Annotated in this window: 11 protein-coding genes; 5 read left to right on the forward strand and 6 right to left on the reverse strand. The window is 73.6% G+C overall.

What is annotated here, in order from left to right; all coding sequences use genetic code 11:
- Nucleotides 1-114 precede the first annotated feature (114 nt).
- Nucleotides 115-780, reverse strand: coding sequence for a bifunctional DNA primase/polymerase (locus ACIPJI_RS16305; protein WP_356618685.1), 666 nt, complete (start codon nt 778-780; stop codon nt 115-117).
- Between the two features lie 283 nt (nt 781-1,063).
- Between ACIPJI_RS16305 and ACIPJI_RS16310 the strand changes: the two genes are divergently transcribed.
- Nucleotides 1,064-2,449, forward strand: coding sequence for a transcriptional regulator (locus ACIPJI_RS16310; protein ID WP_356618683.1), 1,386 nt, complete (start codon nt 1,064-1,066; stop codon nt 2,447-2,449).
- Nucleotides 2,450-2,625: 176 nt separating this feature from the next.
- Entirely contained in the window at nt 2,626-4,599 is a 1,974-nt protein-coding gene (locus tag ACIPJI_RS16315) for a hypothetical protein (protein WP_402246857.1), read from the forward strand.
- 81 nt (nt 4,600-4,680) lie between these two features.
- On the opposite strand, the gene ACIPJI_RS16320 is transcribed toward ACIPJI_RS16315, so the two are convergent.
- On the reverse strand, nt 4,681-5,994 hold the full coding sequence (locus ACIPJI_RS16320) for an ABC transporter substrate-binding protein (protein ID WP_356618679.1): 1,314 nt from the start codon (nt 5,992-5,994) through the stop codon (nt 4,681-4,683).
- 172 nt (nt 5,995-6,166) lie between these two features.
- On the opposite strand from ACIPJI_RS16320, the gene ACIPJI_RS16325 reads away from it, so the two are divergent.
- Together ACIPJI_RS16325 and purU are read left to right on the forward strand one after the other, a co-directional pair.
- Complete coding sequence (locus tag ACIPJI_RS16325; RefSeq protein WP_005316098.1) at nt 6,167-6,613, forward strand: hypothetical protein; 447 nt, start codon at nt 6,167-6,169, stop codon at nt 6,611-6,613.
- 45 nt (nt 6,614-6,658) lie between these two features.
- The gene (gene purU / locus ACIPJI_RS16330) at nt 6,659-7,510 is read left to right on the forward strand and encodes a formyltetrahydrofolate deformylase (protein ID WP_307706995.1); all 852 of its coding nucleotides are present in this window, start codon (nt 6,659-6,661) and stop codon (nt 7,508-7,510) included.
- 19 nt (nt 7,511-7,529) lie between these two features.
- Here purU and ACIPJI_RS16335 read toward each other — a convergent pair whose 3' ends face one another.
- From ACIPJI_RS16335 to ACIPJI_RS16345, 3 genes are read right to left on the reverse strand one after another with little or no spacing between them, the layout of a single operon-like run.
- On the reverse strand, nt 7,530-8,807 hold the full coding sequence (locus tag ACIPJI_RS16335; protein WP_402246860.1) for an extracellular solute-binding protein: 1,278 nt from the start codon (nt 8,805-8,807) through the stop codon (nt 7,530-7,532).
- 7 nt (nt 8,808-8,814) lie between these two features.
- Complete coding sequence (locus tag ACIPJI_RS16340) at nt 8,815-10,047, reverse strand: hypothetical protein (RefSeq protein ID WP_402246862.1); 1,233 nt, start codon at nt 10,045-10,047, stop codon at nt 8,815-8,817.
- A complete protein-coding gene (locus ACIPJI_RS16345) occupies nt 10,044-13,703 on the reverse strand; it encodes a tetratricopeptide repeat protein (protein ID WP_402246863.1) in 3,660 nt (1,219 codons plus the stop codon). The genes ACIPJI_RS16340 and ACIPJI_RS16345 overlap by 4 nt, the downstream gene beginning before the upstream one ends.
- Nucleotides 13,704-13,738: 35 nt before the next feature.
- On the opposite strand from ACIPJI_RS16345, the gene ACIPJI_RS16350 reads away from it, so the two are divergent.
- On the forward strand, nt 13,739-14,044 hold the full coding sequence (locus tag ACIPJI_RS16350; protein ID WP_307706991.1) for a trypco2 family protein: 306 nt from the start codon (nt 13,739-13,741) through the stop codon (nt 14,042-14,044).
- A 63-nt stretch (nt 14,045-14,107) separates the two neighbouring features.
- Here ACIPJI_RS16350 and ACIPJI_RS16355 read toward each other — a convergent pair whose 3' ends face one another.
- Nucleotides 14,108-15,097: a DUF5937 family protein gene (locus ACIPJI_RS16355; protein WP_356618671.1), complete on the reverse strand. Its 990-nt coding sequence runs from the start codon at nt 15,095-15,097 to the stop codon at nt 14,108-14,110.
- Nucleotides 15,098-15,113 lie beyond the last annotated feature (16 nt).

Consider the following 15,113-nt stretch of genomic DNA (forward strand, 5'->3'; position numbering starts at 1 on the left):
GCCCTGAGGGCACAGGTGTACGGGTCCACCCTACGGACGCCCGGGTGCGGGGTGGATGCCCTGTCCCGGCCCACCCGCTTTTCCCGGGGCATCCGTTCGGCCCCCGGCGTACCGCTATTCCTGGCGCACCCGCGCGGACGCAGCTTCCCTGCCGCACGCGTACGCGAGCGGGCTGATGAGCTCCTCGGCGTCCGGGAGCCAGCGGTTGGCCGGGGTGGGGCGGCGCGCCCACTGCACGGCGCCGTGCCCGCCGATCCGGGTCGGCGGGGCGGCGACGTAGTGGCCCTCGCCGCGGGTGACCAGGTCGAGCGAGCTCGGGACCCAGCCCAGGTTCCTGATCAGCTCGGGGGCCTTGAGCGCCGCGCCCGGCAGTACGAAGAACAGCATCCTGCGGTCGGGAGTGCAGGTCACGGGGCCGAGGGGAAGATCCATCCGCTCCATGCGGGCGAGCGCCAGGAAGCCGGCCGACTCGGAGACCTCGATGGCGTCGAAGGTGCGGCCGGTGGGCAGCAGGATCGAGGCCGTCGGTTGCTTGGTCCACATCCGGCGCGCGGCGGTGGCGCTGCCGGTCGCCTGGTTCGCCCAGTCCGGGCGGGCGGCGTGCGCGCCGGGGCGGGGGCAGCGCAGGTCGCCGCACGAGCAGCGCTGTCCCCCTTCGACGGCCTCCAGCCAGGTGCCGGGGAACACGTCCCAGTGCCTCTCTTCCGCGTACCGCGCAGCGCTGTCCAGCAGTTGCCCGCCTCGCTGCTGGGGGATCCGGGCGGCTTCCGTGACTGCCATGGTCTCTTCCACGACTCACTCAACTACCGCCGCAACCACGGGTTACGGGGCGTGATGCGGTGGGCGGTGGAGCATCGATCCTGCACGTGGGGCGCACGGGTGCACGACCGGGGGCGCGCACGGGCGGGGGGCCGTACGGGCGGGTAGGAGTGCGGGGCGCGTACGTCAGCCGGCCGCGACCGGGCCGGGCCACGGCAAAAGCGAACCAACCCGACCAACCCTGCATTCTCCGTATATCAGCCGGGCATTGATCAACTCATTGATCAACACCAGGGGGTAGTTCATGGCAGCCAGGCCTCTCGTCGTCCGCCAGCCGAACGAACGGCTGCAGGCGCTCATCCAGGAAGCCGGATGCTCGAACGCCGGGTTGGCCCGGCGCGTCAACATGGTCGGCGCCGAGCGCGGCCTCGACCTGCGCTACGACAAGACGTCCGTCGCCCGGTGGCTGCGCGGGCAGCAGCCGCGCGGCCGGGCGCCGGGCATCATCGCGGAGGCGCTCGGCCGCAAGCTCGGCCGCACGGTCACGATCGACGAGATCGGCATGGCGAACGGCAAGAACCTCGCCACCGGCGTCGGCCTCCAGTTCGCGCCGACCGTGGTCGGGGCGATCGAGCAGGTCTGCGAGCTGTGGCGGAGCGACGTGGGCCGCCGGGACTTCCTGTCGGGCTCCGCGGTCGCGGCGTCCGCTCTCGTGGAGCCGAGCCGCGACTGGCTGATCACCGGAGCGGACACACAGGTGGCCCGCACCGCCGGGGCGCGGGTCGGCCCGGCGGACGTCGACGCGGTCCGGGCGATGACCGCCGCGCTGACGGAGATGGACCACCGCTTCGGCAGCGGCCATGTGCGGCCGGTCGTCGTGCACTACCTGAACAGCGTGGTCTCCGGGATGCTGTCCGGTTCGTACCGGGAGGCGGTCGGCCGGGAGTTGTTCGCCGCCGCGGCGCGGCTGACGGAGCTCGCCGGCTACATGGCCGTGGACACCGGTCAGCCGGGCCTCGCCCAGCGGTACTACATCCAGGCCCTGCGCCTGGCGCAGGCCGCCGGCGACCGGGCGTACGGCGGCTATGTGCTGGCCGCGTCGATGAGCCACCTGGCGGCCGAGCTCGGCAACCCGCGTGAGATCGCCCAGCTCGCCCGTGCGGCGCAGGAAGGGGCGCGGGGGCGGATCACCCCGCGGGTGCAGGCCATGTTCCACGCGGCGGAGGCGCGGGGGCACGCTCTCCTCGGCGACGCCCGCACCTGCCACGAGGCGGCCGGCCGGGCGCTCGGCGCGCTGGAGCGGGCCGAGCCGGACAGCGGCGACGATCCGGCCTGGATCGCCCACTTCGACGGCGCGTATCTGGCGGACGAGCTGGCGCACTGCCACCGCGACCTCGGCGAGGCGCAGAGCGCGGCGCGCTACGCGTCGCAGGCGCTGGAGGGCCACCCGGAGTCGCGGGCCCGCCGCCGGGCGATCGGCCTGGTCCTGCTGGCCTCCGCGCAGGTGCAGCAGCGCGAGGTGGAACAGGCCTGCCACACGGGCACGCGGGCGGTGGAGCTGCTGGACACGCTGCGCTCCAGCAGGGGCGCGGAGTATCTGGACGACCTGCAGTTGAGGCTCGAGCCGTACGCGGAGGAGCCGTCGGTACGGGAGTTCGCCACCCGGCTGGAACTGCGCGCCGCGGCCTGACGTGCGGCGGGGCGGGGGAGGCGCCTGTGGCGGGTGGTGCACAAGGGCTTTCTGTCAGGAACGGAAGGCGAGTTGTGTCCGCATCTTGTTACCGCTCCGGCACGTGTGTGCGGACCACTCCGGGCACCCGGTAGCGTGAGCCGACGATCGCAGTAGGTCCACACGTAGGAGTCCCGGTGACGCACAGCGGACAGGGTGACGAGCAGCGGCTACCCGCCGCGCGGCCCGCGCACGAAGGCGTCGTGCTGCCCGCCGACGGCAGTGAGCCCCTCATACCGGGTGCGGCAGGCGCACAGACGGCTCCGGCGGGTGGGCAGCCCTGGGGTGAGCCGTGGGGCCCGCAGCAGTCGGCACCCGCACCCGCGCCCGGTGCCGCGTACGGATACCCGGGCCCGCCGCCGGCCGGCGGCGGCGCGCCTCAGGGGTACGGCTACCCGGCGCCCGTGCAGCCCGGCGGTTACGGCCACCCGGCCGCCCCGGCGCAGCCCGGCGGTTACGGCCACCCCGGCGGCCCTGCGCAGGCCGGCCCTCAGAGCTATCCCGGCGGTCCGGCTCAGCAGGGCGGTCCTCAGGGCTACCCCGGCGCTCAGCAGGGCGGTCCCCAGAGCTACGGCGGCCCCGCTCAGCAGGGCGGCTACGGGGCTCCCGGCACGCCGCCGCAGCAGGCGGACGCGCACCACGGGCAGGGTGCCCACGCCGCCCCGTCGGCCGGCCCCGCGCCCACCGGGCACGACCCCTACCCGTCCCAGGGCCGGCAGGGGCAGGAGCAGTACGGCGCGCAGGTCCCGGCGATACCGCAGCCGGGTGTGCACCGGCAGCCCCTCCCGCCGCAGGACGCCCCGGCAGCGCAGTCCTCCGCCCCTCAGGGCCCGGACGCATACGGGCGCTACCCCGAGGCACCTCAGGGCACCGGCCAGGCCGGGTTCGGCGGGCCGGGCGCAGGGGCACAGCCCTTCCAGGCGTCTCAGGGCGGTTCCCCGCAGGCGCCGCACGACCCGTACACGCACGGCTGTTCCCCGCAGGCCGCCGGCCCGAACGCGCCGAGCGGCTTCCCGCAGGCCCCGCCGGCGCACACCGCCGGTGGCGATGCCGAGGCCACGCAGTACATCCCGCCCGTCGCGTCCGGTGCACTGCCGCCCGAGATGCCCGCGGAGTCGACCACGTTCCTCGGCACGGGCCCCCTGGCCTCCGGCGCCGCGCAGAGCGGCACGCCGCAGGGAGCCGGCCGGGTCTCCGACTCCGACGCCACCCAGTACATCGCCCCGGTGCCCGGCGGGGCCGTGCCGCCCGCTCCGGCCGCTGCGCCGTTCGGCATCCGCCCCGGCGCTCCCGGGGACCGCCAGCCGCCCGCCGAGTTCGACAGCCTGTTCCGCTCGGAGGGGCAGGGTCCGCAGACGGCCGACGCCACCCAGCAGATGCCCCGCTTCGAGGAACCGCCCGGCCACGGTCATCCGCAGGCCCGCCGGCCGGCGGCCCGGCACGAGCCGCACTACGACCCGGAGCCGGAGCCGCGCCGCAGGTCCCTGGCGCCGGTGGTCGCCGCGCTCGTCGTCGGGTGCGCGGTCCTCGGACTCGGCGTCGGTGCCGTGATGTTCGGCGACGGCGACGAGCAGAAGGACCCGGGCCCGGACAAGAACGTCGTGGCCGACGCCCCTGCGCCCAGCCAGGCGAGCCCCACCACGCAGGCCCCCGACCCCGCGGAGCCGCAGGCGAGGGAGCTCGACAAGCTGCTCGCGGACAGCAACAACAGCCGTGACGCGGTCATCCGTTCCGTGGAGAACATCAAGGTCTGCAAGAACCTGGACCAGGCCACCGCCGACCTGAAGGGCGCGGCGCAGCAGCGCCGGAGCCTGGTGACGCGGCTGGGCGCCCTGTCCGTCGACAAGCTGCCGCGCAACGCGGAGCTGACCGCCTCGCTGACCAAGGCGTGGCAGGCGTCGGCCTCGGCCGACGACCACTACGCGGCCTGGGCGCAGCAGGTCAAGGGCAAGAAGGGCTGCAAGGACGGCAAGGCGCGGGTGACCGGCCGGACCGCCCAGGCCACCGCGGCGAGCGGAGAGGCCACGACGGCGAAGAACGCGGCCTCGCCGCTGTGGAACTCCATCGCCCGCAAGTACGGCCTGACCGAACGCCGCAGCAGCCAGCTCTGACGACGAGGCCCCCGGCCTGTCCCGCGTGGGGGAGCGGGCCGGGGCGCCGGACGGCGGGCCGGGGCCTTGGCCAGGGTCGCCCTACGAGGCGTCCATCAGGGTCCGGCCGACGTCCACGAAGTCCTTCCGCTGCGTCACCAGCCGTCCCTCGCGCACCACTTGGAACGTCACGCTGCTGTTGACGATCCTCGGGTAGCGGGAAGCGCCGAGCATGTCCTCGTAGCTCCACCGCAGGGCCGGTGTCAGGCCGTCGGTCGAGACCTCCACCCCCTGGTCGAGGGCATGGGAGATCCTGCCGGGGGTGATCCGGTCGCTGTCGATCGAGCGGACGACCTTGTTGAGGACGTTGTACGCGATCCAGGTGGTCTGCACGCCCGCGTCGGCCGGGTCGATCCTGTTGTCGCCGAACGCGTGGGTCCGAACGACGTCGCGCATCCGGTCCCAGCGGGCGTCGCTCGCGTCGGGGTACCAGCCGGTGATGTAGGCGCCCTCGTAGGGGCCGTTGCGGCCGCCGGTGCGGTCGATGAGGGGCTGGCCGACGCTGCCCATCACGGACGAGATCCGGACCTGCCGGCCGTCCTCGGGCAGCCGCCGGTAGGAGTCGAAGAAGGTTTCCGTGCGTTCGCCGAGCGCGGCCGTGACACAGCCCGGCCGGTCACCGCCGGACGCGGTCGTGGTCCAGGTCGCCTCTGCCGCCTTCCTGCGCGCCCGCCGTGCCTCGTCGGAGTAGTCGGTGGCGTCGTCGGCGGCGAGGATGTCCGCCGACTCCCGGGCCTTGCCGCGGGCCAGGCCCGCGTTGAGGAGGTCGGGCAGGTCGTCGCCGGCGAGGCTGTCCGGCCGTACGAGCGCGACCTTGTCGCAGACGTCCGCGAGTTGCTGACCGTTCCCGGCGAGCAGGGCGGCCTGCCCGCCGTTGACGGGGTAGGACAGATAGCTGGTGAACTCCTCGTCGGAGATGCCGAATCCGCCGATGAAGGGGATGCCCGCGGCCTCCAGGGGAGCCATGAAGGCGTCGCCGTACTGGCTGTAGGAGCCGACCACCGCGGCCGCGCCTTCCTTGACGGCGCGCCGGGCGCAGGCGGCCGCGCCCTGGGGGGTGTTCTGCTCGTTGCAGGTGATGACACGCAGCTCGTGGCCGTCGATGCCGCCCTGCGCCTCTGCCCAGCGGGCGTAGGCCTCGGCCATGGCGGGCATGCCGGGCATATTGGTTGCTTTGGTGTCTTCCGGTGCGAAGGTCATGACAGTGACGGGCTCCCTGGAGCCCCCCGGATCTCCGGGGAGTACGCCACAGCCGGCGATGAGCGACGCCCCGGTCGCCACCACCGCCGTACACGCGGCACGGACTGAGAAGGCTCTGGACGGGCGAGGGGAGGAGGAACGGCGCCTACCGGTCATGACTGTGCACGCTTCCGGTTCCAGGTAACGGCACAGTGAGCATGGTTCAACGTGGGGTGACGGCCAGGTGAATTGCAGGGGGGCGTTCGGGCGGACGGAAAGGGAACGTACGATCGAAGGCGTGCAGCAAGGTTCGGTCAACCCTTCCCGTCGCGGCCGTCGCTCCTCCACCATGGGCGGCATGCCGCTCAACGACATGCCCTGGTGGCGCTGGCGCAGCAACGTGCGCTCGGCGCTGCACATGCTTTCCGACCCCGTCTTCCATCAGGAGTGCTGGCTGGCGGGGCGCGAGGGATACGGCGACGTCACCGACGCCGTCTACCGCCTGGTCGAGGACACCTGGCTGGACAACTGGTCCGCGGAGAAGTACGTCGGGACGATCTTCCGCGACTCCGGCGAGGCCGCGCTCGTCGACGTCGCCGTGCTGCGGGTGCTGCGGATCATGCACCAGGTCGGCGCCGACGCCCCGGTCTCCGCGTACATGGAGCACCACGGCTGGCCGGAGGCCGTACGGGCGGCGCGTGACGCGCACGTCCGGATGGCCACGAGCGACGGTGAGGACCCCGACACCCCGCCGCGTTCCCTCGAGGTGCTGCGGATCATGACGCGGTCCGCCTGACGGACGCGTTCCTGGCCGGACGGCCGGATGTGGCAGGCTACAAGGATGACCGACCAGTACGTCCTGACGCTCTCCTGTCCTGACAAACAGGGCATCGTGCACGCCGTCTCGAGCTACCTGTTCATCACCGGCTGCAACATCGAGGACAGCCAGCAGTTCGGTGACCGGGACACTGGTCTGTTCTTCATGCGGGTCCACTTCTCCGCCGAGGCCCCGGTGACGGTCGACAAGCTGCGCGCCAGCTTCGCCGCCGTGGGCGACGCCTTCCAGATGGACTGGCAGATCCATCTCGCCGACGAGCGGATGCGGATCGTGCTGATGGTCAGCAAATTCGGGCACTGCCTGAACGACCTGCTGTTCCGTTCCCGCACCGGCGCCCTGCCCGTCGAGATCGCGGCCGTCGTCTCCAACCACACCGACTTCGCCGAGCTCGTCGCCTCCTACGACATCCCGTTCCACCACATTCCGGTCGCCAAGGACAACAAGGCGGCCGCCGAGGCGCAGCTGCTGGAACTGGTGCACGCCGAGCAGGTGGAGCTGGTCGTCCTCGCCCGCTACATGCAGGTGCTCTCCGACGACCTCTGCAAGCAGCTCAGCGGCCGGATCATCAACATCCACCACTCCTTCCTGCCGAGCTTCAAGGGCGCCAAGCCCTACCACCAGGCGCACGCCCGCGGTGTGAAGCTCATCGGCGCGACCGCCCACTATGTGACGGCCGACCTCGACGAGGGCCCGATCATCGAGCAGGAGGTCGAACGCGTCGGCCACGAGGTCACCCCGGAGCAGCTGGTGGCGGTCGGCCGCGACGTGGAGTGCCAGGCGCTGGCCCGCGCGGTGAAGTGGCACGCCGAGCACCGCATCCTGCTCAACGGCCGCAGGACCGTCGTCTTCGCCTGACGTGTGACCGGACCGGGCCCTACTCGAGGACCGGGGTGCCGCACAGGTCGTCCAGGACGAACGCCTTCTCCTCGCTCTGCAGCTGACGTTCCGCCTCCAGCTGCCCCAGCAGCCGGTCCAGCAGCGCCTCGTCCCCGGGACGGACGACGAACTCCAGCACCGCCCGGTAGAACGCGTCGCGCAACGTCGGAGGCATCGCGTCGGAGGCGTCGAAACAGATCCGGCCCGCCGAGCGGAACAACCGCTGGACGTCCCTGGTGGCCGACGGTTCCGCGGTGACCACCGCCGAACCGGGGAAGAACGGCCGCTCACCGGGCAGCGCCGCGGCCGCCCAGCTCGCGCGGGCCTTCTCGGAGGTGAGCCGGTCGAGCAGGTCCCAGGCGGCCGCACTGCTCCTGAACACCGCGGCCATGTCGCCCGACACCTCGAAGGCGTTCTCGTCCCCCTCGTCGTCCTTCGCGGTCGGCAGCCTGTCCAGATAGTCGGCCGTCGGCCGGGGCCGCACGTCGTCGCCGTAGTGCCTGCGGATGAAGGAACCCTGGTGCTCATGGGTGCAGTCGCCGCGGTTCAGGAGCCCGTGGCGGCGGTCGCCGATCAGCGCGAAGTCGTGCAGCCACCGCGCGTCGGGGGCGCGCCCGCCCGCGGTGAGCATCCGCGCCCACTCCTCCCAGACCGGCCGGGTGTCCTGCCAGGGCATCCTGCCCGTGGCCCATTCCTCGTACTTCGCCGAGCCCCTGCGCTGAAGCATCAGGTCCTCGATCCAGTCGGTGCCCGGCCAGCCGGAGGTGGCACCGGAGCCGAGTCCCACGCACCACACGGGAGCGGAGTCGGCCACCTCGCTCCTGCTCCACACCAGCGACTTGAGGTCCACCCGGATGGGAGCCCAATAGGCGCGGGTCCGCGCCTCGCCGCCCGCGTCCTGGACCGTGACGGTCGGCGCCCACGGGGTGACGGCTGCCCCCGCGACATGCTCCGGCAGCGGACGGAGATCGCCCGCCCTGGCGTACTCGGCCAGCTCACCGGGGCTGTTGAGGATCGCCACGTCCGGCGGCGCGCCGGCCTGGAGCTGGGCGACGAGGGTCTCGCGCAGCGAGCGGGTGCCCTTGTAGACGTAACGGTGCCCGGTCTGCTTCCCGATGCTCTTCAGCGCTTCCACGAACGGCCTCTCCTCGCCGTCGGTCCACGGGCCCAGCACGACCAGGGTGCGTTCCTCCAGGGGGCCGCCGCCGCAGCCCGCCGTGGCCACGGCGAGCAGAACACCCGCGAGCAGCGTTCTCAGGCCCCTGCGTCTCCTCATGAGTTCCTCACGCGTCGGTGTACGTGCGCCGGGTGCGGGCCGCCGGGTACGGCCTGCCGTAGAGGTAGAGCGTGACGCCGCAGGCGACCGCCCCGAGTCCCGCGGCCGGTACGGTGATCCCCGCCGTCAGCGACCAGCCGTCCGGGTCCGCCACGCTCATCCGCGCGTACGCGGCGTCCGCCGCCGCCTCGATCGCGCGCGGCGCGGCCTCGTTCGCTTCGACGTCCGCCAGATCGGCGACCGCCGAGTGCACATCGTGCTGGGCGCCGTGCTCCTGGGCGCCGCCGAACGCCAGCAGCAGCGGCGTCACCAGCACCGGCAGCGCGCCCGCCGCCAGCTGGAGGCTGACGAGCCGCAGCCGGTCCCGCAGGAACACCGCCGTGCCGACGGTCATGAAGCCGAACAGGGCGGTCGTCAGCACGGCCGCTCCGGCGGCTGTCAGCGTCAGAGGACTCCAGGCGGCGAGGTCGCCGCTCTCCTGCCGCAGCAGGCCCTCCATCTTCTCGATCCGGTCCAGCACGGTGGTCGGTTCCTGCTGTTCGTCCGGGCTCGTGCCCGGGCTGCCGAGCAGGCCCGCCGCGTACTCGACACCGGCTGTGCGCAGCAGCTTGCTGGACCGGTTGCGGTCCGCCCAGGCGATCTTGTCCCCGTAGGCGACGACCAGCCCGGACACCACCCGCAGCTCCTGCTCCTGTCCCCGGCTCAGGGCACCGGTCCGAGCGACCCGGTTCAGGCTCTGGGTGGCCTCCGTCAGCCGGGAGCGGTACGTCTCGCCGAGCTCGACCCGACCGGCGTGCCGGGCCTTCAGCAATCGCAGTTCGGCCTGTTCCCGCGCCAGGACCAGCGACGTACGGGCCTGCGCCAGCCCCTCCAGCGCCGGCACCGACCGGTGGCGCAGCCGGTCGGAGCGTTCGTGCACGTCGCTGTACGCGGCGGCGCACAGCGCGAGCGCGACGAGCGCCAGAGCGGGCAGCACCAGCATCCGGCGCCGCAGGAACGCGGCCGTCGCCCGCCGCCCTGCGGGGCCCCGCCCGGTGGCCCGCGCCCACAGTCCGGGCCCGAGGATCCGCCAGGCCCTGATCCACGGGGCGGGCTTCGTCGCCGGGGACCGCCGCACCGCTGCGACGGGGCGCTGCCACAGCGCGGCCACCCTTCGCCGCGCGGACGGCCGCACGTCGCTCCCGCCGGCCTCCCCCTTCGCGGCGTCCGCCGACGGGCCGGTGTACGGACGCGTGGTCATGGACGGCCCCCGAGGGTCAGGCGGCGCAGCCAGGGGCCGCGCTCGTGGTGGCGGGCATGACGCAGACCGAGCGGGCGGGTGCTGTACGCGTTGTCGAGGAGCGCCTCCGCCAGCGCGGCGCCCTCCGCGGTGTCCGTGTCCGGTACCTGCTTCGCCAGTTGGCGGTAGCTCGCCGACAACTGTTCGCGCAGTTCCCGTTCGGTCGGCGGGAGCGGGACGCCGGCCGGCAGCGCGGCGCGCACCTGCTCGAGCACGCCGGCGCCCTGCGACCGCACCAGCTCCAGCAGTTGCTCCAGCAGCTCCGCGGTGAGCCGCTCCTGCGCCTGCCGGTCGGTGAGCCCTTCGTGGCCCGCGAGCCGGTGCAGGGCGGCGTGGGCGCGTACCGCCGAGGCGGCCGTGGGGGTGCCGGCGTGGATGCGTACCATCGCCGTCCGCGCCGCGGTGCGGTGCCGCGAGTCGGGCGGGACGCCGTCGAGGGAGGCCAGCGCGCGATCGGGGCTGTGCCGGGCGAGATGGATCCGGGCGAGCCCGAACGCGGCCGCGCCGAGCGCGTGGTTGCGCCGCCACACGGCGTCGTAGAACAGCATGGCCTGCTGCTCGTGCGCCTCACGCGCCGCCGGGGCCTCGGGTGCGGTGGCCCGCTCGCCGGTCCGCCACTCGTCGGCGAGCTTCTCGTGGCAGTAGCCGAGGGCGAGCTTGGGCGCGTACTCGCCGGGGATCGCCGCGTACACGGTGTCGAAGCAGTTCAGCGCCCGGTGCAGGCGGCCGTGGGCCAGCTGCGCCAGGCCCTGGTGCCAGTCCAGGCGCCAGTCGTAACGGGCCCGGTCACCGAGCAGCCGCCCGGCCCGCTCCAGCTCCACCGCGGCCGTCACCAGCTCCTTGTCACGGCCTTGACGGCGGACACCGGCCAGCTCCAGATGGAGCCGGCAGCGCAGCAGATGCAACTCCGGCGACGGCAGCCACTCGTCGCTGAGCTGGAGCAGACCCGCCGGGTCGTCGTAGGACGTGCGCTGGAGCTCCTTCCAGTTGGGGTCCTGCACGTCGGCCTTCGGCACCGGCAGGGCCACCGCCGCCTCCGCCGGCTCCGGCACATGGGCGCCCAGCCGGTCGGCCGTGGCGTCCACCCGCCAGCGCTCGAGCGGCGGCGGCTTGCCCAGCCGGCCGTCCAGCGCGATCGCGGCCGAGTGGAACAGCGGGGACGGCTCGAACGTCTCCTCGTCCAGCCGCAGCGACCGCAGTTCACGCAGCACCCCCCGCAGCTGGACGGCCATCTCCTGCGCGGAGGCGTAACGCCGCCTCGGGTCGGTGGCCGTGGCGCGCGAGAGGGCGCGCCGGAGCGATTCGGTGCCGAGGTCGGACGGCGGCGCCGGGTCCTTGGCGAGCAGCTCACCGAGGACGGCGCCGACGGTGTACAGGTCGCCCGCGGTGGTCATCCCGCCGCCGGGCCCGCTCTCCGGCGGCCGGTGGCTGACGGGCCCGGGGGCTCCCGGTTCGCGTACGCCCGCGACGTCGATGAGTTTGATACCGGTGCCGCAGTGCAGGACGTTGGTGAGCGAGAGGTCGCCGTAGACCAGCTTCTCCTCCTCGTGGAGATGGTCGAGGGCCTCCAGCACGAGCAGCCCGTACACGACGATGAACTCGCGGACCCGTGGCCCGGCGAACGGCTCGATGCCCCGGGCGATGCGGGAGCCGACCCATGACAGGGGCGCCCCGTCGGCGAACTCCATCACGATGAACTCGGCCGATGACGGCTCGTGGCGCGCGTAGTTGACCACCCGGATGACCGAGGGGTGGTTGAGGCTGACGAGCCGCAGGCGTTCCTGGTGGGCCTGGAGCACGGCCGCCGGATCACCGGGGTCGAGGATGCCCTTGAGAGCGACGGGACGGTTCTCCAGGAGCAGATCGCGGGCGAGGTACACCTTGCCGTGACTGCCCTGCCCGATGGGCCCCACGACCTCGTACTGCTGGTGCAGCCGATCGCCGCCCGCGAGTCGGTCCCCGGCCTGCTCGGTGACGAGCGCGTCCGGGTCGCGCACGGCGACGGCCGGCAGGTCGGTCAGCCCGTCACCGGGCGGCCCGACGACGAACTCCCGGGGCCCCGCCGGACCGGTGAGCTCCTGCTCGGCCGTCTCCGCGTCGAGCAGCGCCGCCTCGATGTCGACGGCGCAGCGGAACAGGGCGTGCGGCTGTTCGGGGGAGCCGTTCAAGGGGCCCGCCGGGCCGAGCTGTTCCAGCATCCGGCGCAGCCGCGGCGCCAGGGCGGCGGGCCGCCGGCCGGACAGCTGCCGCAGCCGCTGCTCGGTCTCCGCGAGCCGGCTCACCCGGGTGCCGAGCCGTTCGGTGCGGCGGGCGGCCCAGTCGGGGCCGAGGAGTTCCTCGCGCACCCGGGCGAGGAGCGGTGAGCGGGGGTCGCTGAAGACGAGCAGGAGCCGGCTCTGGCCGCGGGCGAGGAGCGCGGACAGGAGCCGCAGCATCTCGTCGTCGGTGGAGGCCGACCGGTCGACGGACAGGAAGGCGGCGATCAGCGGCGGGCTCTCGGCGGCGATCCGTCCGAGCAGGTCCCCGTCCGTGCCGCCGGCGGCCGGCGGACCGTCCGGGAGGGGGTCGAGGCCGATACGGTCCGCCGCGTCCCTGGCCAGTTCCGCCACCGTGCGGTTCGTGGCGTCGACCGCGATGTCGATGCTGCCCGCCTGCGGCTCACCCGTGACCTGCGCCGGGCCCGTCGCGCTGCCCTGGACGGGCGGCGCCTCCGGCGGGCTCTGCTCACGGTCGGCGAGGGTGAGCACCGATCTGACCGTGTGCAGCACGTCGTGCTCCCCCTCGCCGGCGAACACGGGCTCCACCGGGTCGGTGTCCGGGGCACCGTCGAGCCACCGCGTCAGCCGGCGGTGCAGGCCCGGGACACGGCCGGAGGCCGTCCTGTCGTGGGCGACCGCGACATCGTGCGACACGGCCGGCTTTCCCGTGACCGTCAGCCCCAGCCGTTCCAGCGGCAGGTGCTTGAGCACCGTCTCGGTCGGGATCATGTACGCGTGGTCCCGGCGCACCCGCGCCTGCGGTGTGCCGAACTGGTGCGCCACGATGCCGATGACCCGCCGCGAACGGCTGTGTACGACGGCGCATCCGCTGTAGCCGCGCCGCACCACGTACGGCGCGTTCAGCGCGTCGAGCTGCACCCACTCCGGCGTCGGCGCGGGGCCACCGCGACCCATCAGCCGGGCGTCGAGGTTCTCCCCGCCGGGAAGGTCCTCCGGGTATCCGGTGAAATGCACCATGTCGCCGCGCGCCGGGATCTGCCGGTGCAGGACGGCGTGCGGGACCGCCGGTTCCTGGTCCAGTTTGAGCAGCGCCAGATCCCCGCCGAACTGGCCCGTCGGCATGACCAGGTACTCCCTCAACAGCCGGGCCCGCAGCGGCTCCGTGGTGTTTCCGGCCGGGGCGTGGGGTACGTCGACGTAGACCTCCTCCAGCGGGGTACGGATGCCGGAGGAGTCCGGGCGCATCAGGACGACGTGCGCGCAGGTGAGCACCAGGCCGCCGGGCAGCAGCACCCCGGCGCCGAGCGGCCGGCCCGCCCGATCCGGTCCGCGGAGCAGACGTACCCGCCAACTCTCCTCGTGTATCGCGGAGTTGGATGTGCGAATCGGCTCGCTCATACTGCTCAAGATAACTACGGGAGACGGGGGACGCGATGGCTGAGCGTGACGAAACCGCGGTCGTGGGGCTGGCGGAGGTCATCGGGCAGGTCCGTGACGAGCTCGAGTGGGCCCAACAGGCCGGTGAGGGACGCGATCTGCGGTTCAGCGTGGAGAGCGTGCACCTGGAGTTCGCGGTGCAGGTGCGCCGGGAGGGCAGCGGGCGGGCCGAGCTGCGGATCGGGGTGCTGACGGCCGGTGGCGGCGGCTCCGCGGCGCGCGACACCACGCACACCATCAAGGTCGAACTGAAGCCGCACGGGCCGGACGGCAACCCGAACATCAGCGTCGGCGGTGAGTGACGCGGCGACGGACCACCGGCAGCCCCGGCGCGGGGTGACGCGCCGCGCGCACCGCCCGAGCTTTCAGCCGGCCACCAGCGACTCGCCCACGCTCGTACGGGCGTAGAGCACCACGCGACCCGTACGGTGCGCGCTGACCAGACCGGCCGCGCGCATCGCCGTGAGGTGCTGCGAGACACCGCCCGCCGACAGGCCGGTACGGCGGGCCAGGTCGGTGGTCGACGCCGGGGCCGCGAGCTCGGCCAGCAGCAGGGCCCTGCTGCGGCCCAGCACGCCCGCCAAGGCGTTGGAAAGAGGCTCCGCCCGCGCTTCCCACAAGGTGGCGGTGCCCCGCGGCGGGTAGCGCAGGGTGGGCTGCCAGTCCGGGCTGTCCACGTCGGAGAAGATCCGCGGCCCGCCGAACACGGAAGGCACCAGGAGCAGTCCGCGGCCGTCCAGGCGCCGTTCGCCGCGTACGCAGCGGTGCATCACCTGCAAGGTGCCCGAGTCCCAGGTGACCCGCGGATCGAGGTCGTCGAACACGCGCCGGGCACCGCCTTCCGCGAGGCGCTTGGCGCGGTAGAGGATGTCGCCCTCGACCACGGTGAGGATCCGCGGCCAGTGCGGGGCCATCGCCACCTCCCAGTAGGCGGCGATCACGTCCGCGAGCCGCCCGAGACCGCGATCCGGGTCCGCGCGCAGTGCGGCGACCCCCTCCCGCGCGGCGGGCGTCGTCGTACGGAGCAGTTCGTGCGGCATGGAACGCAGCGCCGCCAACTCCACGTCGAGCGAGGGCTGCGGGGTCGTGGGCGGCGCGACCAGGAAGCCGGGGACGCCGGCCGGCGGCGGGCCGATCAGCGAGGACAGCGGGGAGAGGTCCAGCTTCGCGGCCGCGAGAGCGGGCCGTACCCGCTCCGCCCACGGCCGGTGCGCACCCGGCCCGGTGTCCCTGAGCACCCGCACGCTCGCGACGACTTCCCACAGCGGGGACACGGCGAAACGTATGCGGGCCACGTCCTCGGCGGAGAAGCCGATCTCCAGTGTGCCGCCCTCCGGGCGGCTCTCCAGCACCATTCGGCCGAGGCTAAAT

The sequence above is a fragment of the Streptomyces sp. NPDC086835 genome (assembly GCF_044745705.1).
In the GTDB taxonomy this organism is placed as follows: domain Bacteria; phylum Actinomycetota; class Actinomycetes; order Streptomycetales; family Streptomycetaceae; genus Streptomyces.

Excerpts from the sequence above, each read along its gene's own strand:
- ACIPJI_RS16335 (WP_402246860.1), bottom strand. The coding sequence starts at position 8,807 with ATGAGGAGACGCAGGGGCCTGAGAACGCTGCTCGCGGGTGTTCTGCTC.
- ACIPJI_RS16345 (WP_402246863.1), bottom strand. The coding sequence starts at position 13,703 with ATGAGCGAGCCGATTCGCACATCCAACTCCGCGATACACGAGGAGAGT.
- ACIPJI_RS16320 (WP_356618679.1), bottom strand. The coding sequence starts at position 5,994 with ATGACCGGTAGGCGCCGTTCCTCCTCCCCTCGCCCGTCCAGAGCCTTC.
- ACIPJI_RS16355 (WP_356618671.1), bottom strand. The coding sequence starts at position 15,097 with ATGGTGCTGGAGAGCCGCCCGGAGGGCGGCACACTGGAGATCGGCTTC.
- ACIPJI_RS16340 (WP_402246862.1), bottom strand. The coding sequence starts at position 10,047 with ATGACCACGCGTCCGTACACCGGCCCGTCGGCGGACGCCGCGAAGGGG.
- ACIPJI_RS16305 (WP_356618685.1), bottom strand. The coding sequence starts at position 780 with ATGGCAGTCACGGAAGCCGCCCGGATCCCCCAGCAGCGAGGCGGGCAA.
- ACIPJI_RS16350 (WP_307706991.1), top strand. The coding sequence starts at position 13,739 with ATGGCTGAGCGTGACGAAACCGCGGTCGTGGGGCTGGCGGAGGTCATC.
- ACIPJI_RS16310 (WP_356618683.1), top strand. The coding sequence starts at position 1,064 with ATGGCAGCCAGGCCTCTCGTCGTCCGCCAGCCGAACGAACGGCTGCAG.
- purU (WP_307706995.1), top strand. The coding sequence starts at position 6,659 with ATGACCGACCAGTACGTCCTGACGCTCTCCTGTCCTGACAAACAGGGC.
- ACIPJI_RS16325 (WP_005316098.1), top strand. The coding sequence starts at position 6,167 with ATGGGCGGCATGCCGCTCAACGACATGCCCTGGTGGCGCTGGCGCAGC.